Origin of the sequence: Mesorhizobium sp. M0618, from assembly GCF_040320765.1 — a bacterium.
Taxonomy (GTDB): domain Bacteria; phylum Pseudomonadota; class Alphaproteobacteria; order Rhizobiales; family Rhizobiaceae; genus Mesorhizobium.
Window position 1 is genome coordinate 26850 of record NZ_JAMYQH010000015.1, and the last position, 21595, is coordinate 48444.

The window sequence follows — 21595 nt, forward strand, 5'->3', positions numbered from 1 at the left end:
CCTTCTTTTTACGGGATCCAAGGTCTTGACTATCGGCTCAGCCGACGATCTCGGTGTCCGAGAACCAGTACTTGATCTCTTCTGCCGCGGTCTCCGGTGCGTCGGAGCCGTGCACGGAGTTTTCGCCGATCGACAGCGCATGAACCTTGCGGATGGTGCCTTCGGCGGCGTTGGCCGGGTTCGTGGCGCCCATCACTTCGCGGTTCCTGGCAATGGCGTTCTCGCCTTCCAGCACCTGGACGACCGTCGGTGCCGACGACATGAATTCCACCAATTCGCCGAAGAAAGGGCGGTCCTTGTGGACGGCATAGAAGCCTTCCGCTTCGCGGCGGCTCATCCAGACCCGGCGCGAGGCGATGACGCGCAGGCCTGCCTCTTCCAGCATCCTGGTGATGGCGCCGGTGAGGTTGCGCCGGGTCGCGTCCGGCTTGATCATGGAAAATGTGCGTTCGAGCGCCATGGGTCGTCCTTGTCTGAGAATGGAATTGAGAGTGGCGGGCTCTATACAAGCCGCCCGGCCCATTGCCAAGGGGTGAGGAACGGTCCGCGCGGCGGACGGAAAGCCAACTGCTTGGCTTTCCGAGTGACGAACGGTGAAAGCCCGGTCCGCCTTCGGGCGGATTGAAAGGTCCAGTGGACCTTTCAAAGGGTTTGAACGCCCGAAGGGCAGGGAGCGAGAGCGAAGGGCCGGACGGCTGCGCGTTTCTGCGGCAAGCCGGCCCCGTTCAGACGGCTGCACAGCAACGCTTTGCTTGCTATAGTCGCGTGTCGGCGCCGCGCTGAGGTCGGGCCGTATGGAGACAACATGACCATGACAGACGATCGTCAGGAACGCATTCGCAACCGTGCGCACCAGATCTGGCTGCAGGAGGGCCAGCCGGCTGGCCATCATGAGCGCCATTGGCATCAGGCGGCCACCGATGTCGACCAGGAGGACGCCGCGGGCAAGTCGGCAGCCAAAAAGCCAACCAGGAAGGCAGCTGGCGCAGGCAAGGCAAAGGCAGCCCCCAAGGAAGCAAAGGCTGCCACGAAGGCCGGCAAGCCAAAGAAGGTGGCCAAGTAAGTTACTGCTTTACGGCGTCAAGCCGCGGCGGCGACCTTTCGTCCCAGCCCGTCATGCAGGTCGAGGCAGCGAGCGAACCACTGCGCCACCACGTCGCCGTCGTCGAGCAGTTGGTAGGGAGAGGCTATGCGCGCCCATTGCAAGGCGCCGAAGACGATATAGTCGCCAAACAGCGGCGACGCGCCGCCGATGAATGGCTGATAGCCGAGCATTGAACGCAGCGGCTCCAGCGCGGCGCGGAATGTCGCCAGCCCGGCGTCGCGCGCGGTGACGACGTCCTCCAGCGTCTTGCCAAAGCGTTGCTCGCGGCTCCGGCGGAAATAAGCGGCGTTCTCCTCGTCCTGCATGGTGTGGAGGTCGATGATCGCGGCGGTGGTCACGTAGGGATGGATGGTCAGTTGCGACCAGCGCTCGATGAAACGAGCCATCGCCTTGCCGCCTTCACCGCCAAACAGCGTCGGCCGGTCCGGATAGGCTTCATCGAGATAGAGCGCGATGGCGAAGGAATCCCCGACGACCGTCTCGCCGTCCCGGATCACCGGAACGGTTTTCGAAACGCCGCCCTCGACGGCGGGCACATCGAGAAAGCGCGTCGGCACGGTCGAGATGTCGAGCCCCTTGTGGGCAAGCGCCATCGCCACCTTCCAGCAATGCGGACTGAACGGACGTGTGGTGTCGCGTCCGACGAGGTCATAGAGCAGAATGGTCATTGGCGGCAGGCCCTTCAAGCGTTAGGTAGGCCCCGCATCGACGCGAGCCGAGGGGAAGCCATGAGACAGCATTTCATGATGTTTGCGGCCTACAATCAATGGGCCAATGGCCGCATCTATGAGGCCGCCGCCGAGCTCGATGATGAGGAATTCAACCGCGATGTCGGTGCCTTCTTCGGCTCGATGATGGGCACGCTCAATCACCTTTTGACTGCCGACCGCATCTGGATGAAGCGCTTCACCGGCGAGGGCGACGCGCCGACGACACTGGATGCCATCCTGCATCGGGGGTTGGCCGGCCTGCGGGCGGCGCGTGAAGCCGAGGACAGGAGGATCATCGATTGGGTCGGCGGCCTCAATGACAAGGCGTTGACGGGCCGCTTCACCTATATGACCGTCTCGGATATGCGCACCGTCTCGCAAAGGCTGGCGCCGGCGCTGGACCATGTCTTCAACCACCAGACCCACCATCGCGGCCAGGCGCATACGATCCTGACCATCCTGGGACGGCCAAGCCTGGGGTTGGACCTGATGCTTTTCCAGCGGACCGAGGAGGGCAGGGCTTTCGCCTGATCCGGTGGCGTTTTGCATAGTCAGTCCGAGGTTGAAGAGCCCCGCGCTCATCTCTGCATTTTGTGCTGCAGCATTGTCTTTACATCAGAAATTAACGGGCACACCGGATGCTTGCCCGAGATTCAGGCAGCCGTCGAAGCTTCGCCCCTGATTTCGCTGTCCAGCTGGCACTGCGTCAGAGCCGCTTCCGCCATCACCCACTGCTTGAACAACTGGACCTTGCGTGCGGCAAGGCCTTTCTGCGGAGAGACAAAATACCAGCCAGCCGTGTTCGGATGGTGGACGGCGAAGGGAGCCACCAGCCTTTCGGCGCGGATGTCGCTGGCCATATAGGCACGGTTGGCCACCGCAAATCCCATCCCGGAATTGGCTGCCTCGTAGGACATCATGCACGAGTCGAAATAGATGCTCTTGGTCTCGCTGAGCACGAAGCTGGCGCCGGCGAAACCAAGCCAGGATTGCCAATTCTGGGTGCAGGTGTCGGAATGCAGCAGGGTGAAGTGCTTGAGGTCGTTCGGTGTCACCTTCGACAGCCGCTTGTCGCCGAGGACTTCGTGGAACAGCTTGCGGCTGCACACCGGTGTCAGGTCTTCGCGAAACAGCAGATCGGATTGCAGCCCGTGAAAGTGACCGTCGCCATAACGGATTTCGAGATCGAATTCCGAGGTCGTGAACTCATGCGTCGCGTAGGAGGTCGAGACCCGCATCACGATATCGGGATATTGCTGCTGGAACAGCGGCAGGCGCGGAAACAGCCAGCGTGCGGCAAAGGTCGGCAGCACCGATATTTTTAGCACATGCTCCTGCGATTGCCCGGTCGCTTCCATGCTGGCGGCGACGATTCGCTCCAGCGCCTCGCGAACGCGCGAGACATAGGTCTCGCCCTCCGGCGTCAACGAGACCGCATTGCCGCCGCGCTGGAAAATCTTGAAACGAAGCTGATCCTCCAGGCTTTTCACGCGCTGGCTGACCGCCGAGGCGGTAATGAACTGTTCTTCGCCGGCACGCGTGAAATTACCGTGCCTTGCAGCACTCTCCACGATTTTAAGCGAATTGAGGTTGACCTGACTGAGCAGACGCACGGTTTCGACCTTAAGCTTGGCTTACACTAGCACCAGCATTCCTAATTTTACAGGGGTGGGTGAATTAATCGACTGTTTACCAAGTGTTGCCCCCATCCTGGAGAAGTACAATGAACGCCCATACCATTCCCGAACTGCGTTATGCGATGAGCCGCGAAGCCATTATCGGCCATGAAACCGCCTGGAAAGTGTCGAGTTTCGGTGTCGCGCAATATCTGCACGGCTATGACCCGGCACTGCTTGCCGCGATCGAGGAGGCTGCCCTGAAGCTCAAGGCCAGCCATGCCGTGCACAAGCACCTCGATCTGACCTTCATCACCGGGGCCGACCGTTTCATCCCCGAGATCAAGGAATTGCTGCATGACAAGCTGCGCCTGGAGCGGCTGTCCGACATGATGGGCACCAAGCTGGAGCCCTATCCGCTGTCGATCGTCGGCTCGACGGTCACCTTCATGAATCCCAAGGACGGCGCCGTGGAGTGGCATTGCGATGGCGTTCCGGTCACCGAGCTCATTCCATTGTCGATCAGCAATCCGCTGGTCGGCGGCCACCTCGAAATCTACTGCGACGACTCCGAAACCGGCCGCGCCATTCTCGAAGCCGGCCGCGAGATCCCGCGCAACAGTGTCATGCGCATCGATCACAAGATGAACTACGCGACGCTCGGGCAATTCCTGGGCGTCCTGCATCGCACCGCTCCGATCCGGTTCGGCGAGCGCGTCACGCTGGTGCTCAACCAGCGCTCGGTGGCCAAGCCCTATGTCGACGACAACAGAATGTTCTATCTCGCCGCCGACAATGACCACGACCGTGAGTGGGTCAGCGAACTGGCCGAAGATGTCTGGACCAACCAGTTGCCGGCCTATCGTCGGTTCGAGGCAGAGCATCCCGTGCCCGCGGCCGTCGATGCACCGGTTCCGGGCGGCGCCAGGGAATCATGGTAATGAACCAAGATCCCGAAAAGTCGGAACCGGTTTTCGGACAGGATCATGGTCGAACAGCAAAATAGAATCCCATGCCGATTGTTTCGGCTGGGATCCGGCTCGATATCCGCGTTGGTCTTCGCTGCCGGTGCGGTGGCGTTGTGGTCCACCAATGCGCTGGTCGGCAAATCCCTGCTGGCCAGCCACCCGGTGTCGCAGGTCCAGTTCCTGCAATTTGCAGGCGCTGCACTCGTCTTCGCCGCCATCCGATTGATGAGCCGGGAAAGAGTAGCACCGGTCACGGCCGGGGCGGCGCTCATCTCTGTCGCGGTCGGATTCATCGGTCTGGTCGGCACCATGGTGCTGCAATACATCGCCTTCGCTTCGATGCCGGTCATCGAGGCCAATCTGATGGCCTACACCTGGCCGTTGATGGTCGCGGTGGCAGTCATCGCCTTGGAAAATCCGCGGCATCCGGCCCTGTTGGGTCTCGCCACGGTGGTAGGCTTCATCGGCGTCGCACTGGTGATTTCGGGAGGGCGCAGCCAATCCTGGTTCCAGGGCGATCTGGTCGGCTATCTCGCCGCATTCGGGTCGGCGCTGTGCATGGCCTTCTACTCGATCATGGTGGGACGGGTCGCCACCCCAGCGGATCGCCTGTTGCTGCCATCGTCTTTGATTGGCGTCGCTTTGACGTTTCTGTGGTGCGCTCGCGACGGTTTCACCTGGCCCGTCGGCGCGGACCTGGCTCTCGGCCTTTATCTCGGCGCCGGTCCGATGGGCTTGGGCTACTATTTCTGGTCGCGCGCCTTGAAGCTTGAAGGCAGCGGCAGGGTCGCGGTGGTCGCCTATCTCACGCCGATCGCCTCGACCCTGCTTTTGACCTTGTCCGGCGAGCGGCTGACGGTGACGGCCATTGTCGGAGCTATCCTCGTCATCGGCAGTTGTGTCGCGGTCGGTGTGGAACGTTCGGAGGCCGAAAACCATGTTTGACGAGAATGAGCGTCTGGCTATTCAGGAAGCGAATTGGCTGATCGATGAATTCGGCGCCGAGGCACCGCTTTACGCCGCGATGAGGGCCGAAAAGGCGATAGAACAAAAGGATTTCGCGCGTTGCGCCCGGTGGAAGCGTATTCTGGAGATATTGGACGAAAGTCCTGCCGCTAAGTCTGCTGGTTCCAAGTATTAGATTTTCTAATTTGCACAGCGTCGATTTTGCATGAATGCTATTTTTGCCGATTCTTGATTCTTTTATGAGGCTTGGCGGTCCGTTGGGGGACGCGGTTAAAGAGATACATCGACACAAGTCTTCGCTGGGGTGGATGATTTTGTCGCAAATAAGGTGAAAGAATTGTCAAATATCGATGATAAGACCGTTATCGAGCTGACGGCCGATATTGTCTCGGCCTATGTAGGCAACAATCCGCTTCCGGCTGCCGGCCTGCCCGAGCTGATTGCCAGCGTCAGCGCCTCGGTTCGCAAGCTCGCCGGTGCGGCTGTCGCGGAAGTCCCAAACCTGGTTCCGGCCGTCAATCCGAAGAAGTCGGTGTTTCCCGACTACATCATCTGCCTTGAGGATGGAAAGAAGTTCAAGTCGCTCAAGCGGCACCTGCGGACCGACTACGGCCTGAGCCCGGACGACTACCGGGCCAAATGGAGCTTGCCGCCGGACTATCCGATGGTAGCGCCAAACTATTCGGCGACGCGATCGGCGCTGGCAAAGTCGACGGGACTTGGCCGCAAGCCGGCAGCAGCGCCGGCCGCTGTCGCCAAGGCAACGAAGCGCAAGGCGACTGCCTGAGAGCAGGCAAGTCACTGTTCGGCTGGTTTGACGACGCCCTCGCGGGCGTCGTTTCGAGGCCTTGTGCGGCCAAGTGGCCCGCAAGGCCTTGCGAAGCGTTGATGTCCGGTGCAAAAGCGCGGCCATGCTGATCATCAACGACCTATCGCTCCGCATGGCCGGACGCTTGCTTCTCGACCATGCCTCGCTGACGTTGCCGGCCGGCACCAAGGCCGGGCTTGTCGGCCGCAACGGCACCGGCAAGACGACGCTGTTCAAGGCCATCACCGGCGATTTCCCGTCCGAGACAGGATCGATCAGCCTGCCGAAGAGCACCCGCATCGGCCAGGTGGCGCAGGAAGCGCCGGGCACCGAGGATGCGCTGATCGAGATCGTGCTCAAGGCCGATCTCGAACGCACGGCGCTGCTCGAAGAAGAAAAGACGGCGACCGATCCGCACCGCATCGCCGACATCCATATGCGGCTGGCCGATATCGACGCGCACTCAGCCGAGTCCCGCGCCGCCACCATTCTCGCCGGCCTCGGCTTCGACGACGCTGCGCAGAGGCGTCCGGCCTCGTCCTTCTCCGGCGGCTGGCGCATGCGCGTGGCGCTCGCTGCGGTGCTGTTTGCCGAGCCCGACCTGCTGCTGCTCGACGAGCCGACCAACTATCTCGATCTCGAAGGCACGCTGTGGCTGGAAAACTATGTATCGAAATACCCGCACACGGTGCTCTTGATCTCGCATGATCGCGACCTGCTCAATCGCGCCGTCAACTCGATCGTTCACCTCGACCAGAAAAAGCTGACCTTCTGGCGCGGCGGCTACGATCAGTTCGAGCGTCAATATACAGAGCAGAAGGAATTGCAGGAGAAGGGCCGGGTCAAGCAGGAAGCAGCCCGCAAGCATATGGAATCCTTCGTCGAACGCTTCCGCGCCAAGGCCTCCAAGGCGAGACAGGCACAGTCGCGCATCAAGGCGTTGGAAAAGATGAAGCCGATCGCGGCCCTCGTGAACGATTCGGTGCGGCCGTTCTCCTTCCCCGAGCCAGTGAAGACGGTGGCCTCGCCGATCGTGGCGCTGAACAACGTCAATGTCGGCTACACCGAGGGTCAGCCGATCCTCAAGAAGATGACGCTGCGCATCGACGCCGACGACCGCATCGCGCTGCTCGGCGCCAACGGCAACGGCAAGTCGACCTTCGCCAAATTGCTGTCCGGCCGGCTGAAGCAGGAGAGTGGCACCATGACGGTGGCGCCCGGGTTGAAGGTGGCGATCTTCGCCCAGCATCAGCTCGACGATCTCCGGCCGGACGAAAACGCCTACGAGCATGTCCGCCGGCTGATGCCGGAGGCGCCGGAATCGAAGGTGCGCGGCCGCGTCGCCCAGTTCGGCCTCACCACCGAGAAGATGAACACCGCCGCCAAGGATCTGTCGGGCGGCGAGAAGGCGCGGCTGCTGATGGGGCTGTCGGCCTTCGAGGGCCCAAACCTGTTCATCCTCGACGAACCGACAAACCATCTCGACATCGATAGCCGCGAATCGCTGATCCATGCGCTGAACGAGTTTCCCGGCGCCGTCATCCTGATCTCGCATGATCGCCATTTGCTCGAGGCGACGGCCGACCGGCTGTGGCTGGTCAAGGACGGCGCGGTCAACCCCTATGATGGCGACTTGGAAGACTACAAGACGCTGGTCACCGGCGTCTCCGGCGACCGCCGCGGCAAGCGCGAGGCCGACAAGGCGTCAAAAGCCGACCGCCGCCGCGATGCAGCGGCACGCCGCGCCGCCTTCGAGCCGCTCGCCAAGGAGATCCGCGCCACCGAAGCGCTGATGGACCGCATTCGCAAGCGAATCGACGGCATCGAGGACGAACTGTCCAATCCGGCGGTGTACGAAAAGGATCCCTCGACGGCGACACGGCTGGCCAAGGAGCGCTCGCAACTGGCCCAGACGCTGGCCGGCCACGAGGAAAAGTGGCTGTCCATGTCGGCAGAGTATGAGGAAGGCACGGCGGAGTGAGCAGCCGGCTATGCAAGCGAATTCATCGTGCCAGCCGCACGATGAATTGCCTGTGAACGCCGGGACGGTGTAGAGTAGCGGCGGATCCGGCAGATGGCTGAAAGGCCTGTGGCACAGATGCACTTGCTGCGGCTATCTTGCTCAACCGGACGACGCTGCCCGGCATCTATTGCCGCCTTTGGCGTTTAGAAGCGGACCGCGGATCACAAACTCTTCCGCGACCATGCACGAGTTCCTGCTTTTTTCAGGCGGCTTTCCGCTCGTCTTTCCATGTCTCGTGCCGCTTTCCCCATGCCGACATAGCGGTGACCGCATCGTTCAGACTCATGCCCAGGGTCGTGACCGAGTATTCCACGCGTGGCGGTACCTCGTCATAGGCGCGCCGGCTGACGAGTCCGTCGGCCTCCATCTGTCGCAATTGTTGCGCGAGCATCTTCTCACTGATTCCAGGCAACCGCCGGTGCAGTTCGGCGAAGCGGTGCGGCCGCAGGTGCAATTCCCACAATAGCGAGGTTTTCCACTTTCCGCCGATTGCCTGCATCGCGGCGGCAAAGCCGCAACTGTCGGGCTCCTTGCTCCTCATGTGACAACTCCTGACATGATTCCAATAGCTTACCTCAAGGTGCGTACTTCTCAACACAGCAAGAATATATATCTTTGGATCAGCGCGCCAAACACAAACCAATCCCTCGTCGAGAGGGCTATCGGAGAAGTCACCATGAAATCCAATGTCTGCGTGCTCGGCGCGGGCCGCATGGGCTCGTCCATCGTTCGAACGTTGCTCGACCGAAATTATCCAACATCCGTGTGGAATCGCACTGCGGCCAAGTGCCAGCCCCTGGCTGCTCTTGGCGCGAGGTTGGCCTCTTCAGTAGAGGACGGAATCCGGTCGGCCGATGTCTTGATCATAAACGTTCTGGATTATGCCGCCAGCGATGCACTGCTCAAGCAGGGCAACGTCGCTTCGGCGCTGGCCGGCAAAGCCGTCATACAACTCACCTCCGGCTCAGCGCGTTTGGCGCGGGAGGAGGCGCGCTGGATCGAAGCGCATGGCGCCGGCTATCTGGACGGCGCGATCCTGGCGACTCCGGATTTTATTGGCAAACCGGACACCGCATTGCTGTATTCAGGATCCCACGCCGTCTACGAAGCGAACAAGACCCTGCTTTTTGCCCTTGGTGGCGGCACGAGTTATGTCGGCGAGGTGCCTGGCCAAGCCTCCGCGCTTGACACCGCGCTGCTCACCCAGATGTGGGGCGGGCTGTTCGGCGCGCTCCAGGGCATGGCTGTCGCCGAGGCCGAAGGTCTCGATCTGGATACGTTCAGGAGCCATCTGTCCGCATTCAAGCCGGTTGTCGATGCCGCTTTGTTCGATATGGTTGACCGGACAAAGGCGCGCCTCTTTGCCGGCGACGACGCAACGCTCGCGTCATTGGGCGCCCACTACAGCGCCTTCCGGCATCTTCTCGAAGCATGCCAGGAGCGAGGTCTTGACGCGGCCATGCCGCGCGCAATGGACGGGATTTTTCAGCAGGCGCTTTCGCGCGGGCGCGCGGATGATGATTTTGCATCTCTCTCACCCCTGTTTGGAAATGGCTCGCCCCGTCCGGGCAGGGAGCCCGCGAATGCGTGATGGCAAGACGGAGCGAAGGGCGACCTGCTCGTGTCGCGGCGCGGAACTGGTTCTCGCCGGAGAGCCTCGGCGCGTCTATGCCTGCAGTTGCCTGGAATGCCAGAGATGCACCGGGGCAGCGTTCTCATACCGAGCCATCTATGCCGACTCCGCCATAGTCGCCCAGAAAGGCGAGACGAAATCCTGGCGACGAACCGGTTCGTCGGGGCAATGGCTGGAGCAGACATTTTGCACCACATGCGGATCGATCGTCTTCATGCGTGCAGAAGGCCTGACGGAAGCGCTGTCGGTATCTGTCGGCTGTCTGGAGGACCTGGAATTTCCGGCTCCGGCAATTCTCCATTGGCCCAACAGGAAGCACAAATGGCTCTTTCTGGAAGGCGTGCCCCTGGCGGAAGTCTCCTGAAGCAATGACTGCCCCAGCATTGAGTGACCGATCGGCTTTGCAGTACCCCTGCCTTCTTCCAAAGAGGAGAAGGCAGGGGGCTTGCTCGCCGAGGCAAAACCGTGCGCCGCATCTGGCCCTACACGCGGCGTTCTGAACCCGTTAGTCTTGCAGAATGAACCAGCACGCGCACCTCCGCATCGGCCATTCGGCCTGTCCGCATGATTGCCCCTCGACCTGTGCGCTCGAGGTCGAGCTGCTCGACGGCAATCGCATCGGCCGCGTCCATGGCGCCAAGTCCAACAGCTACACGGCCGGGGTCGTCTGCGCCAAGGTCGCGCGTTATGCCGACCGCGTCCACCACCCCGACCGTTTGCTGAAGCCGCTGATCCGCGCCGGCGCCAAGGGCGACGGCGCCTGGAAGGAAGCAAGCTGGGAGGCGGCGCTCGACCTCGTCGCCGAAAAATTCATCGCGGCCGAGGCGAGATACGGCTCGGAGACGGTCTGGCCCTATTATTATGCCGGCACGATGGGACTGGTGCAGCGTGACGGCATCGACCGGCTGCGCCACGCCAAGAAATATTCGGGCTTCTTTGGTTCGATCTGCACCAATCTCGCCTGGACCGGCTGGATGATGGGCGCCGGCGCCTTGCGCGGGCCGGACCCGCGCGAGATGGCGAAATCCGACTGCGTGGTGATCTGGGGCACCAATGCGGTGGTGACGCAGGTCAACGTCATGACCCACGCCATCAAGGCGCGCAAGGAGCGCGGCGCGAAGATCGTCGTCATCGACGTCTATGAGAATGCGACGATGAAGCAGGCCGATCTCGGCCTGGTGCTGAAGCCGGGCACCGATGGCGCGCTGGCCTGCGCGGTCATGCATGTCCTGTTCAGGGAAGGCATGGCCGATCGCGCCTATCTCTCGAAATACACCGACGACCCGAAGGGGCTGGAAGCGCATCTCGAGACGCGCACGCCGGAATGGGCGGCTGAGATCACCGGCTTGACGGTCGCCGAGATCGAGGCCTTCGCCCGCCTCGTCGGCACGACGAAAAAGACCTATTTCCGCCTCGGCTACGGCTTCGCGCGCCAGCGCAATGGCGCCGTCAACATGCATGCAGCGTCCTGCATCGCGGCTGTCACCGGCAGCTGGCAATATGAGGGCGGCGGCGCCTTCCATTCCAACTCCGGCATCTTCAAGCTCAACCAGGAAGTGCTGGAAGGCACCAGGATGCGCGATCCCTCGATCCGCTATCTCGACCATTCGCGCATCGGCCCCGTGCTGACCGGAGCCAGCGACGCGCTTTATGGCGGCCCGCCCGTGACGGCGATGCTGATCCAGAACACCAACCCGGTAAATGTCGCGCCGGAGCAGCGGCTGGTGAAACAGGGTTTTATGCGCGAGGACCTGTTCTCTTGCGTGCACGAGCAGTTCATGACCGACACGGCCAAGCTTGCCGATGTCGTGCTGCCGGCGACGATGTTCCTCGAGCACGACGACGTCTACAAGGGCGGCGGCAACCAGCACATCACGCTCGGCCCGAAGCTGATCGAGCCGCCGGAGGGGCCGCGCACCAACCATTTCGTCATCGAGCAATTGGCTGATCGCCTCGGCGTCGCCGATCGCCCGGGCTTCGGCCTGACCGAGCAGCAGCATATCGACATCATCCTGGGCAAGCGTGGGCTGGGCAGCTTCGACAGCTTGAAGGAAGACAAGTGGATCGACCTGCAGCCGGATTTCGAGGCAGCACACTTCATCAATGGATTTGGCCACGCGGATGGAAAGTTCCGTTTCCGCGCCGATTGGACGGGACAGGCAGCGCCCAATCGGCCGCCGAAAAGCATGGGCCTGTTCGGCCCGGTGGCGCGGCTGCCGGAGTTTCCTGATCATGTCGATCTGATCGAGGTTGCCGACGAGGCGCACCCGTTCCGGCTGACGACGTCGCCGGCGCGCAATTTTCTCAACTCGACCTTTTCGGAAACGCCGGTGTCGAAGGCCAAGGAGGGCCGCCCGGAACTCCTGCTGCATCCCGACGATGCCGCAGCCCTTGGGCTGGCCGACGGCGATCGCGTCGAGGTCGGCAACACGCGCGGCGAAGTCGTGCTGCACGCGAAACTGTTTGACGGTATCAAGCGCGGCGTGGTGATCGCCGAAGGCATCTGGCCAAACAGCGCCCATGAGCGCGGCGAGGGGATCAATGTGCTGACCGGTGCCGACGCGCCGGCACCCTATGGCGGTGCTGCCTTCCATGACAACAAGGTCTGGCTGCGCGCGGCGGGGTGAGGGCGGCATAGCCGGTCAGGGATTTCCTGGTCGTGCATGTGGCGATGCGGCAACAATAGCAAAAGTATTGGCCGCGCGCCGTGCATAGCTGCGACGTTAATATTGTTGAGATTTCAGCGGGGCTATGTATCGCGGAAGTTAGGAAGGATTCGAAATAATTTCGCTTTGGGATGGATGCACGTGAAGTTCATTTTCAAGAAACATTAGAATATTTTTTATATGGTTGTTGAATGAAATCGAAATTAGTAGGTGGAAAACCGCAAAAAATATGAGGTAGAAAAACATATCGCTCCCATTTTCATTGGTTACTAAGAAATATACCCATCCAAAAAAGGCTAAAATTAAAATAGGGTATGATATCAATGTCCCACTATTCGTAAATGAGCCACGTATAAAATTACCATTTTTGCCTTCAATAAACTGTGCCTTAAATGTTGTTATGTTTCTGTATACTCCAGATTCAATCCAGAATTTCTTGTTAACTTTGTCTAAAAGCACACTGCTTACCAGGTTGCCGTATTTTTCATTCGAATCAGAAATTTTAAAGAATAGATCTTTTTCTAGTGTCTCATATTTAAAGTCCCCAACCATTCTAGGGAGGGCTAAAATTCTTAGGAAATTGCTATACCTGGGAGATTTCATGAAGCGCCGCTTGCTCTCTTTTACCAAATACGAGGTTTCGCATAAACTCCCAATTTAAAGCTACGATTTTGTACCAGAGCTTTGCAACACCCTTTAGCGGGCTTTGCGTCATCTCACCACCATCACCCAATATTCTGGCTCTTCCGGCCGTGGCTGGCGTTTTCCCATTCGACCGTAAATCCGGCTCCAGCTAGGGCCGCCCCCCGCCCCAAACCAGGATCTCTAAAACACGATGGAGCTTGTCGCCGCCAAGCTGACGAAGGAGATTGCCAGCATGATGCTGACGACTGCGCTGGGATAGGCAGACCGCAGATCAAACCGGCAGGATTTCAGCCGCCTTCTTTCGGTCTCGCTGAAGACGGATGTCGTCGGCGATCGCATGAGCCTCGATCGAGATTTCGCGCAGCAATCCGGTGACCGGATTGTGAAACCCAATCGGATAAAGACCGAGGTCCGAAGCCCTCGCATTGACGCCGCTACCGCCTGGCTGGACGCCGGGCTCCAGCAATCTGGCATAGCCCGGCCGGAAACCGGTGGCGAAGATGATCGCATCGAACGCGCCATGCTTGCCATCGACAAAACGGGTGCCTTGTTCGGTGATCTCGGCAATATCGGGTGTGACCTTGATCGCGCCTTCGCGGATCTTGCCGACCGTACCGATATCGATCGTCGGGATGCGCGACGAGAGCGCGATCTGCTGCAGCATTCCTTGCCGCGGCCGCTTCAGCCCATATTTCCCCAGCCTGCCCAACGCCAGATCGAGAATGATGGGGAACAAGGCATCGTTGATGCGTTGCGGCATCAGGCGAGCCGCCATGCCGATCATCTGGATGGGCACGCCGAGCAGCTCGCGCGGCACGATATGGACGCCGCCGCGCACCGAAATCGTCGGTCGCGCACCGCCTTCCACCAGATCGAGCGCAATCTCGGCGCCGGTGTTGCCCATGCCGACGATCAGAACCGACTGGCCGGCAAAAGGCATGGCGTTGAGATAGTCGGCGCTATGCAGCCTTTTGCCCCTGAAGGCATCGGCGCCGGCAAATCCGGGCATCAGCGGCTCCGCGTTGTTGCCCGACGCGATCACCACGTTTGAAGCGTGCAGGGGGGCCGGTTGTCGTGTCCACGAGCCAGCTTCTGCCTCGCCGGCTGATCGCCCGCACCGTTTCTCCAAATCTGGGCCGCAGATCGAAGCGTTGCGCGTAGGCATCGAGATATGAAGCGAACAGATCGCGCGGCACATAGCGCGGATACTCCCTGGGAAAGGGCACGAAGGGCAGCGACGAATAGCGTTTGGTCGTGTGCAAATGGACGCGCTCATAGTGGCGTCGCCACGCGGGTGCGGCCTGCTCCTCTTTTTCGAGCAGGACGAAATCCTGCCCTGCCTGCCGCAGGCACGCGGCAATGGCTAGGCCCGCCGGCCCGGCACCGATAATCGCAACTGGTGTGGTGTCGTCCAAGCGCGCCTCCCCCGACAAATTCGCTTCCGGAGAATGGCAAAAGCATGGCAGCCGGAGCCTGCCATGCCTGCAACGCTCAGCCGGGCAATGGCACCGTCAACCCGACCTTGACCCTGTCCATCGCAACAAAAGTTCGGAACTTGCGGACATTGTTGCTGTCGAAGAACAGTTTTCGCGTCAGCGTTTCATAGGCGGCCATGTCGGCCACGGTGATGACCAGGATGAAATCGGCCTCGCCGGTGACGTAGTAGCATTGCTGAACCTCGGGGGTTGCCGAGAATTGCCGCTTGGCCGCGTCGATCAGTTCGGCGCGTTCGCTCTCGAGTTCCACCTCGACGAAGATGGTGATCGGCTGGCCGACCGCCGCCGGCTCGATCACCGCGACATTGCCGGCGATGACGCCGGTCTGCTCCATGCGCTTGATGCGGCGCTGCACCGCCGGCGCCGACAGGTTCACAGCTTCGCCGATCAGCCGCTGCGGCGTCGTGTTGTCGCGCTGCAGGATGGCAAGGATGGCGAGATCGAAACTGTCGAGCGAGGGCGGGATTGCAGGCAATGAGATATTCCTGACGAAACAAATTTGCATTCGGGAGGCCATATTACAGCGCTCCTTGCGCCGATCCTGCAATATATTTTCGCTGAATGCCAAGGAGGCCGCCAGTGTTCGTGCTCAACCGCAATACTCTGCATCGCCTGCCACTCGATCCGGCCGATGCCGAAACCCTTGGCGTGGCCGGCGCCGACACGATCGAGCGTTTTCTCAGCCATCGCGACAATCACCTGATGACGCCGCTGCATGCGCTGCCGGCGCTCGCCGCCGAATTCGGACTTGGCGCCGTCCACATCAAGGATGAGGGCTTTCGCCTCGGCCTTGGCAGCTTCAAGGCGCTTGGCGGCGCCTATGCCGTCTTCCGGCTGGTGCTGGAGGAGGCAGGCAGCCGGCTTGGTCGCCCCGTCGACGTGGCCGATCTCGATCGCTCTGATGTGCGGGCCGTCGCCGCGGCGATGACATTTGCCTGTGCGACCGACGGCAACCATGGCCGCTCCGTCGCGCAAGGCGCGCAACTCGTCGGCGCGCGGGCGGCGATCTTCGTCCACGCCGGCGTCAGCGAGGAGCGCATAGCGGCAATCGCCCGCTATGGCGCCGAGATGATCCGCGTCGACGGCAACTATGATGATTCGGTCAGGCAAGCCGCTCAGGTTTCGGCCGAGAAGGGCTGGACCGTTGTGTCCGACACCTCGTGGCCCGGTTATGAACGGATTCCTGGCCTGGTCATGCAGGGCTATACGGCGATCGTGCGCGAAGCCTTGCGTCAGCTCTCTCGGACGCCAACCCACGTCTTCGTGCAGGCTGGTGTCGGTGGCATTGCCGCCGCGGTCGCCGGTCATCTCGCCATCGTGCTCGGTGACGCCAAACCGACCTTCATCGTGGTCGAGCCGGCGCGTGCCGCCTGTGTTTTTGCAGCCGCCCAGGCCGGGCGCCCGGTCAAGGTCGCGCATGGCCGGCCGACGGTGATGGCCATGCTCGAATGCTACGAGGCCTCTCCGGTCGCCTGGCGGGTGCTGGCGCGCGCCGCCGATGCCTTCATGACGGTGGATGAGGCCGACGCCGTCGCGGTGATGCGGCGGCTGGCCCGGCCGGACGCCGGGGATCCGGTGATCGTCGCCGGCGAAAGCGGCGGTGTTGGTCTTGCCGGGCTGATCCGGGCGATGGCCGATAACCCGACCGAGCTTGGACTGGACGGCAAATCGCGGGTGCTGGTGATCAACACCGAAGGTGCCACCGACCCGCATCGCTATGCCGAGCTGGTTGGCATGAGCCCGGCCGATGTGCTGGAAGGCAAGATGAAAGCCGAGGCAACGGCATGACCGCGATCGATGCACAGCGCCTGCTTGGCCGTATCCGCGAACTCGGTGCCGTCGGTCGCGACGGCGAGGGCAGGCTGATCCGGCTGGCCGCCTCCGACACCGACAAGCAGGGCCGCGATCTCTTCGTCGGCTGGCTGCGGCAGGTGGGGCTCGATGTCGCCATCGACCGGGTCGGCAATATTTTCGGCATCTGGCAAAGCCCGGACAACAGGGAGCAGGCGCCGCTGCTCATCGGCTCCCACATCGACACTGTCATCGATGCGGGCATCTATGACGGCTGTTATGGCGTGCTTGCCGGGCTGGAGGTGATCGAGACGCTCAAGGCATCAGGCTTTTCGCCGTCGCGTCCGGTCGCGGTCGCCGCTTTCACCAATGAAGAGGGCGTGCGCTACACTCCCGACATGATGGGCTCGCTGGTCCATGCCGGCGGCATCGATGCCGAAACGGTGCTGGCGGCTGTCGGCACCGACGGCAGCGTGCTGGGCCAGGAGCTCGCCCGCATCGGCTATGCCGGCGACCGGGAACCCGGGTTCCTCAAACCGCATGCTTATCTCGAACTGCATATCGAACAGGGGCCGGTGCTGGAGCGTGAAAGCGTGCCGATCGGCGCGGTGGAGAATCTGCAAGGCATCTCCTGGCAGCGTATCACCATAGACGGCGTCGCCAATCATGCCGGCACCACGCCGATGTCGATGCGCAACGATGCCGGCCATGCCGCCGCCCGGACCATCACCTTCCTGCTCGACCGGATCAAAGCCTCGAACGCGCCGACGGTGGCGACCGTGGGTACGATCCGCTTCGAGCCGAATGCCATCAACGTCATTCCCTCACGCGCCGTCTTCACCATCGATCTGCGCGATCCCGACGAACAACGCCTGCAGGCGGAGGAGGCGGCGCTTGCCGCCTATCTCGATCAGCTTGCCACCGAGAACCTGACGGTTTCGGTCGAGCAGCTGGCCCGCTTCGAGCCGGTGATCTTCGACCTTCGCATCGTCGAGCTGATCGAGGCCGCCGCGAAGAACCGTGGCCTCGGCGTCCGGCGCATGACGTCCGGCGCCGGCCACGATGCACAGATGCTGGCGCGCATCGCACCCGCAGCGATGATCTTCGTGCCGAGCACCGGCGGCATCAGCCACAGTCCGCGCGAGCACACCGATGACGCCGAGCTTGTTGCCGGTGCCAACATCCTGCTTGATGTGGCCGCGCAACTTGTGAAGTAACAGGGCGAAAAATGTCTGAACTCGATCGCGACGCGCTGAGGCGCGAGATGATTTTCTGGCGGCGCGATTTGCACGCGCACCCCGAATTCGGCTTCGAGGAGAAGCGCACCGCAGCCTTCGTCGCCGCCAAACTGCGTGAGTTCGGCCTCGACGACGTCAGCGAAGGCGTCGGCGGCACCGGCGTCGTCGGCACGTTGAAGCGCGGCAGCGGCAACCGGGCGATTGCGCTCAGGGCCGACATGGATGCGCTGCGCATATCAGAGCGGTCGGACGCATCCTACCGTTCCTGCAATCCCGGCATCATGCATGCCTGCGGCCATGACGGCCACACCACCATGCTGCTGGGCGCGGCAAAGCTGCTGGCGGAGCAAGGCGGTTTCGACGGCACCGTGCGATTCGTCTTCCAGCCAGCCGAGGAATGGGGCAGGGGCGCGCTCGCCATGCTCGACGATGGGCTGATGCAGCGCTTTCCCTTCGACGAGATCTTCGGCCTGCACAATATGCCCGGCCTGCCGATCGGGCATTTCGAGACCCGTGCCGGCCCCATCATGTCGGCCGAGGATATCTTCGAGATCGTGCTCACAGGGCTCGGCGGCCATGCCGCGCGGCCGCATGCGGGCAACGAGACGCTGGTCGCCGCCTGCGCGCTGGTCACCAATCTGCAGACCATCGTCTCGCGCCGGCTGAGCCCGGCCGACATATCGGTGGTTTCGGTGACCGAGCTGATCACCGACGGCACCCGCAACGCTCTGCCCGGCCTTGCCCGCATCCTCGGCGATGCGCGCAGCTTCCGCCCCGAGGTCAGCGCCGAGATCGAGCGGCAGATGCGCATCATTACGCAGGGCACCGCCGCCGCCTACAATGTCGCGGCCGAGGTCAATTACAGCAGGGAGTTCGTGCCGCTGCGCAACGATGCCGAACTGGTCGATGCGGCATTTGCCGCCGCAAGGCACGTCTTCGAACCCGGCAAGATCGCCGTCGCCCGCGAGCCGATGACCGCCTCCGAGGATTTCGCCCGCTTCCTCGACCATGTGCCGGGTTGCTTCGTCTTCCTCGGCAATGGCGAGGCTTCCGCGCCGTTGCACAATTCCAGCTACGACTTCAACGATGAGGGGCTGTTGTTCGGCACGAATTTCCATGTCGCCGTGGTCAGGCAAAGGCTGGGTGGCGAGGCGGGAAGATGATCGAGTTTTGATCCCCAGGCCGCGCTCGCCGCTAGCCCAAACACCACCGCTATTGCCAACCAGCTCCGGAGTTTATTGAGATTGCCGGGATGATGGTCAACACAAGCTTGTGACGGCCGGCGACCGATAGGGCCGTGCGCATCGGTACGTTTTTAACAAAGATAATCCCCCAATGACGCAGGGGAAAGACTCAGCTAGCCTCACCTGTGCGGCGGACCTAATTATCCGCTTGGCCGGCGCTTCATTCCTCCTCCCAAGCGGCGCCGGCCTTCTTCCCCAAAAGCCTGTCCGGGACGCCACAGCGGCATGCGGCAGGACACGAGCCCCGCAAACGCCAAGTTCCGCCTCCGGTGCCCCGAGAATGCATCGGGAAAGCGCTGGCGAAACCCATAGCCGTCCTCCATCTTCGACTGCGCGCGTGGACGATTGGCAAGGGAACCAAAGGCGGTTTCCCCGGTTGGTTCTGCTCCAAAGGAGTGTTGCACCATGTTCCGTCTGCTCGTCGTCGGCGCCTTCGCCTATGTCACCTATCGTATCGCCAGGAAGATGGTCGAAAACGTGCCCGATACGGTCGACCCGCTGCTGTTGCCGCCGTCGCAATATGACCGCGAGACCTTGCGGCGGCAGTCGGCCGACATGGGTGTCGATCCGCAACGCTAAAGACACGGACGTCACGCTTCGGCCTGTCGAGCACGAGGCCAGCCTGGCATCGACGTTGCGAACAAAGCAGAAACGATGCTTGATGGGCGATGAACCTCGCCACTGCTGATTCGACCTTTCGGGACCCGACCGTCCAGCCGGCCTATCTCGCCCGGCTCAACGATGCCCAGCGCCAGGCAGTCGAGCACGGCGACGGCCAAATAGCCGGTCCGCTGCTGGTCATTGCCGGCGCGGGTTCGGGCAAGACCAACACGCTGGCTCACCGCGTCGCCCATTTGGTCGTCAAGGGGGCCGACCCGCGCCGCATCCTGCTGATGACTTTCTCGCGCCGCGCCGCGTCCGAAATGGCCAGGCGCGTCGAGCGTATCGCCGGCGAAGTGCTCGGCCGCGATGCAGCTGTCCTCACCGATGCGCTGACCTGGGCGGGAACCTTTCACGGCATCGGCGCGCGGCTGCTTCGCGACTATGCGCTGGAGATCGGCCTCGACCCTGCCTTCACCATCCATGATCGCGAGGATTCCGCCGACCTGATGAACCTGGTCCGCCACGAACTCGGCTTCTCGAAGACGGAAGCGCGCTTCCCCACCAAGGGAACCTGCCTTGCCATCTATTCGCGCGCCGTCAACGCACAGGCGCCCCTCAACGAGGTCTTGGGTTCTGCCTTTCCCTGGTGCGCCGGCTGGGCGGAGCAACTGAAAGAACTGTTCGCCGGTTATGTCGAGGCCAAGCAGGCACAGAACGTGCTCGATTACGACGATTTGCTGCTCTACTGGGCGCAGATGGCGGCGGAGCCCGAGATAGCAGCGCATCTGGGCAGGCGTTTCGACCATGTGCTGGTCGATGAATACCAGGACACCAACCGCTTGCAGGCTTCGATCCTGATGGCACTGAAACCCGACGGCGCCGGGCTGACGGTGGTGGGCGACGATGCACAGTCGATCTATTCGTTCCGTGCCGCCGAGGTGCGCAACATCCTCGACTTCCCCAACCAGTTCGCGCAAGCCGCCGACGTCGTGATGCTGGAGCGCAATTACCGCTCCACCGAAACCATCCTGGCGGCCGCCAATGCGGTGATCGGCGAAGCCTCGGAGCGCTTCACCAAAAACCTGTGGTCGGAGCGCAAGTCGACCGACAGGCCAAAACTGGTGAGCGTGCGCGACGAGGTCGAGCAGGCCAATTTCGTCTGCGATACCATCCTGGCCGAGCGCGAGGCCGGCACGGCACTGAAATCGCAGGCGGTGCTGTTTCGCGCCTCGCACCACAGCGGCCCGCTGGAGATCGAGCTGACGCGGCGCAATATTCCCTTCGTCAAGTTCGGCGGGCTGAAATTCCTCGATGCAGCCCATGTCAAGGACGTGCTGGCGGTGCTGCGCTTCGCCGAGAACCCGCGCGACCGCGTCGCCGGCTTCCGCGTGCTGCAGCTGATGCCAGGCATCGGCCCTTCGGCTGCCGCGCAGATCGTCGAGACCATGACGACGGCGCTGGACGAGGCCATGGGGCTGGCCGGCTGGCGTCCGCCGCAACGCGCGGCGGATGACTGGCCGGGCTTTGTCTCGCTCTATTCCGGCCTGCGCGCCGGCGCCAAATGGCCGGCCGACCTCGAACAGGTCAGGCTGTGGTATGAGCCGCATCTGGAGCGCATCCACGAAGATGCGACGACGCGGCGCGCCGATCTCTTGCAACTTGAGCAGATCGGTTCGGGCTATGCTTCGCGCCAACGCTTCCTGACAGAATTGACGCTCGATCCGCCCGACGCCACCAGTGACCAGGCCGGGCCGCCGCATCGCGACGAGGACTATCTGATCCTGTCGACCATCCATTCGGCCAAGGGCCAGGAATGGAAGAACGTCTTCGTGCTCAACACGGTCGACGGCTGTATCCCGGCCGATCTCGGCGTCGGCACCAAGGAAGACATCGAGGAGGAGCGCCGGCTGCTCTACGTGGCGATGACGCGGGCCAAGGACAATCTCAACCTGGTCATGCCGCAACGCTTCTTTCCGCACGGCCAGGCGGCGCGCGGCGACCGCCATCTCTATGCCTCGCGCACCCGCTTCATCCCGGCTTCGATCCTGGCGGCGTTCCAGCAGGTGTCATGGCCGAGCGCACA

At 62.1% G+C, this 21595-nt stretch carries 22 protein-coding genes and 1 pseudogene; 15 read left to right on the forward strand and 8 right to left on the reverse strand.

Annotated elements, in window-relative coordinates; translation table 11 throughout:
• Positions 1 to 37: 37 nt before the first annotated feature.
• Positions 38 to 460: a nucleoside-diphosphate kinase gene (gene ndk / locus NKJ04_RS17165; RefSeq protein ID WP_013532476.1), complete on the reverse strand. Its 423-nt coding sequence runs from the start codon at positions 458 to 460 to the stop codon at positions 38 to 40.
• Positions 461 to 805: 345 nt separating this feature from the next.
• Here ndk and NKJ04_RS17170 point away from each other — a divergent pair, with 345 nt between their 5' ends.
• Positions 806 to 1063, forward strand: a complete 258-nt coding sequence (locus NKJ04_RS17170) for a DUF2934 domain-containing protein (protein WP_352555310.1) — start codon at positions 806 to 808, stop codon at positions 1061 to 1063.
• 17 nt (positions 1064 to 1080) lie between these two features.
• Here NKJ04_RS17170 and NKJ04_RS17175 read toward each other — a convergent pair whose 3' ends face one another.
• Positions 1081 to 1773, reverse strand: a complete 693-nt coding sequence (locus NKJ04_RS17175; RefSeq protein WP_352555311.1) for a glutathione S-transferase family protein — start codon at positions 1771 to 1773, stop codon at positions 1081 to 1083.
• A 60-nt stretch (positions 1774 to 1833) separates the two neighbouring features.
• Here NKJ04_RS17175 and NKJ04_RS17180 point away from each other — a divergent pair, with 60 nt between their 5' ends.
• Complete coding sequence (locus NKJ04_RS17180) at positions 1834 to 2346, forward strand: DinB family protein (RefSeq protein ID WP_352555312.1); 513 nt, start codon at positions 1834 to 1836, stop codon at positions 2344 to 2346.
• Between the two features lie 122 nt (positions 2347 to 2468).
• On the opposite strand, the gene NKJ04_RS17185 is transcribed toward NKJ04_RS17180, so the two are convergent.
• Positions 2469 to 3428, reverse strand: a complete 960-nt coding sequence (locus tag NKJ04_RS17185) for a LysR substrate-binding domain-containing protein (RefSeq protein WP_352676647.1) — start codon at positions 3426 to 3428, stop codon at positions 2469 to 2471.
• Between the two features lie 110 nt (positions 3429 to 3538).
• On the opposite strand from NKJ04_RS17185, the gene NKJ04_RS17190 reads away from it, so the two are divergent.
• From NKJ04_RS17190 to NKJ04_RS17210, 5 genes are all read left to right on the forward strand, one after another.
• The gene (locus NKJ04_RS17190) at positions 3539 to 4372 is read left to right on the forward strand and encodes a hypothetical protein (RefSeq protein WP_023812619.1); all 834 of its coding nucleotides are present in this window, start codon (positions 3539 to 3541) and stop codon (positions 4370 to 4372) included.
• A gap of 45 nt (positions 4373 to 4417) precedes the next feature.
• Positions 4418 to 5344: a DMT family transporter gene (locus tag NKJ04_RS17195; RefSeq protein ID WP_352676650.1), complete on the forward strand. Its 927-nt coding sequence runs from the start codon at positions 4418 to 4420 to the stop codon at positions 5342 to 5344.
• Positions 5337 to 5540 carry a hypothetical protein gene (locus NKJ04_RS17200; protein ID WP_127289182.1) on the forward strand — a complete coding sequence of 68 codons (204 nt, stop codon included), beginning with the start codon at positions 5337 to 5339 and terminating at the stop codon, positions 5538 to 5540. Before NKJ04_RS17195 ends, NKJ04_RS17200 begins: the two co-directional genes overlap by 8 nt.
• A 162-nt stretch (positions 5541 to 5702) precedes the next feature.
• The gene (locus tag NKJ04_RS17205) at positions 5703 to 6152 is read left to right on the forward strand and encodes a Ros/MucR family transcriptional regulator (protein WP_127289180.1); all 450 of its coding nucleotides are present in this window, start codon (positions 5703 to 5705) and stop codon (positions 6150 to 6152) included.
• A gap of 124 nt (positions 6153 to 6276) precedes the next feature.
• Complete coding sequence (locus NKJ04_RS17210) at positions 6277 to 8154, forward strand: ABC-F family ATP-binding cassette domain-containing protein (protein ID WP_027162727.1); 1878 nt, start codon at positions 6277 to 6279, stop codon at positions 8152 to 8154.
• Positions 8155 to 8398: 244 nt separating this feature from the next.
• Here the strand turns inward: NKJ04_RS17210 and NKJ04_RS17215 are convergent, their stop codons facing one another.
• Positions 8399 to 8737 carry a winged helix-turn-helix transcriptional regulator gene (locus tag NKJ04_RS17215; RefSeq protein WP_023812614.1) on the reverse strand — a complete coding sequence of 113 codons (339 nt, stop codon included), beginning with the start codon at positions 8735 to 8737 and terminating at the stop codon, positions 8399 to 8401.
• Positions 8738 to 8872: 135 nt separating this feature from the next.
• Here NKJ04_RS17215 and NKJ04_RS17220 point away from each other — a divergent pair, with 135 nt between their 5' ends.
• The 3 genes from NKJ04_RS17220 to NKJ04_RS17230 all read left to right on the forward strand — a co-directional run bounded on the left by NKJ04_RS17220 (position 8873) and on the right by NKJ04_RS17230 (position 12456).
• Positions 8873 to 9787: an NAD(P)-dependent oxidoreductase gene (locus NKJ04_RS17220; protein WP_352676655.1), complete on the forward strand. Its 915-nt coding sequence runs from the start codon at positions 8873 to 8875 to the stop codon at positions 9785 to 9787.
• Entirely contained in the window at positions 9780 to 10193 is a 414-nt protein-coding gene (locus tag NKJ04_RS17225; RefSeq protein ID WP_352676657.1) for a GFA family protein, read from the forward strand. The genes NKJ04_RS17220 and NKJ04_RS17225 overlap by 8 nt, the downstream gene beginning before the upstream one ends.
• A gap of 154 nt (positions 10194 to 10347) precedes the next feature.
• Positions 10348 to 12456: a molybdopterin-containing oxidoreductase family protein gene (locus NKJ04_RS17230; protein ID WP_352676660.1), complete on the forward strand. Its 2109-nt coding sequence runs from the start codon at positions 10348 to 10350 to the stop codon at positions 12454 to 12456.
• Positions 12457 to 12594: 138 nt separating this feature from the next.
• Here NKJ04_RS17230 and NKJ04_RS17235 read toward each other — a convergent pair whose 3' ends face one another.
• From NKJ04_RS17235 to NKJ04_RS17250, 4 genes are all read right to left on the reverse strand, one after another.
• Positions 12595 to 13098, reverse strand: a complete 504-nt coding sequence (locus NKJ04_RS17235) for a hypothetical protein (RefSeq protein ID WP_352676662.1) — start codon at positions 13096 to 13098, stop codon at positions 12595 to 12597.
• A gap of 313 nt (positions 13099 to 13411) precedes the next feature.
• Positions 13412 to 14149 (reverse strand): NAD(P)/FAD-dependent oxidoreductase, encoded by a 738-nt coding sequence (locus NKJ04_RS17240; RefSeq protein WP_352676665.1) that lies wholly within the window; start codon positions 14147 to 14149, stop codon positions 13412 to 13414.
• Complete coding sequence (locus tag NKJ04_RS17245) at positions 14100 to 14555, reverse strand: FAD-dependent oxidoreductase (protein WP_352676668.1); 456 nt, start codon at positions 14553 to 14555, stop codon at positions 14100 to 14102. The genes NKJ04_RS17240 and NKJ04_RS17245 overlap by 50 nt, the downstream gene beginning before the upstream one ends.
• 76 nt (positions 14556 to 14631) lie before the next feature.
• The gene (locus NKJ04_RS17250) at positions 14632 to 15111 is read right to left on the reverse strand and encodes an Lrp/AsnC family transcriptional regulator (protein ID WP_352676671.1); all 480 of its coding nucleotides are present in this window, start codon (positions 15109 to 15111) and stop codon (positions 14632 to 14634) included.
• A 104-nt stretch (positions 15112 to 15215) separates the two neighbouring features.
• On the opposite strand from NKJ04_RS17250, the gene NKJ04_RS17255 reads away from it, so the two are divergent.
• The 5 genes and pseudogenes from NKJ04_RS17255 to NKJ04_RS17275 all read left to right on the forward strand — a co-directional run.
• Positions 15216 to 16424, forward strand: coding sequence for a diaminopropionate ammonia-lyase (locus NKJ04_RS17255; protein ID WP_352676674.1), 1209 nt, complete (start codon positions 15216 to 15218; stop codon positions 16422 to 16424).
• Entirely contained in the window at positions 16421 to 17644 is a 1224-nt protein-coding gene (locus tag NKJ04_RS17260) for a Zn-dependent hydrolase (RefSeq protein WP_352629625.1), read from the forward strand. Before NKJ04_RS17255 ends, NKJ04_RS17260 begins: the two co-directional genes overlap by 4 nt.
• A gap of 11 nt (positions 17645 to 17655) precedes the next feature.
• Positions 17656 to 18828: a M20 aminoacylase family protein gene (locus tag NKJ04_RS17265; protein WP_352676677.1), complete on the forward strand. Its 1173-nt coding sequence runs from the start codon at positions 17656 to 17658 to the stop codon at positions 18826 to 18828.
• A gap of 486 nt (positions 18829 to 19314) precedes the next feature.
• Entirely contained in the window at positions 19315 to 19488 is a 174-nt protein-coding gene (locus NKJ04_RS17270; protein WP_023812604.1) for a hypothetical protein, read from the forward strand.
• An 89-nt stretch (positions 19489 to 19577) separates the two neighbouring features.
• A pseudogene (locus tag NKJ04_RS17275) lies at positions 19578 to 21555 on the forward strand (ATP-dependent helicase); the annotation flags it as partial.
• Between the last annotated feature and the right edge of the window lie 40 nt (positions 21556 to 21595).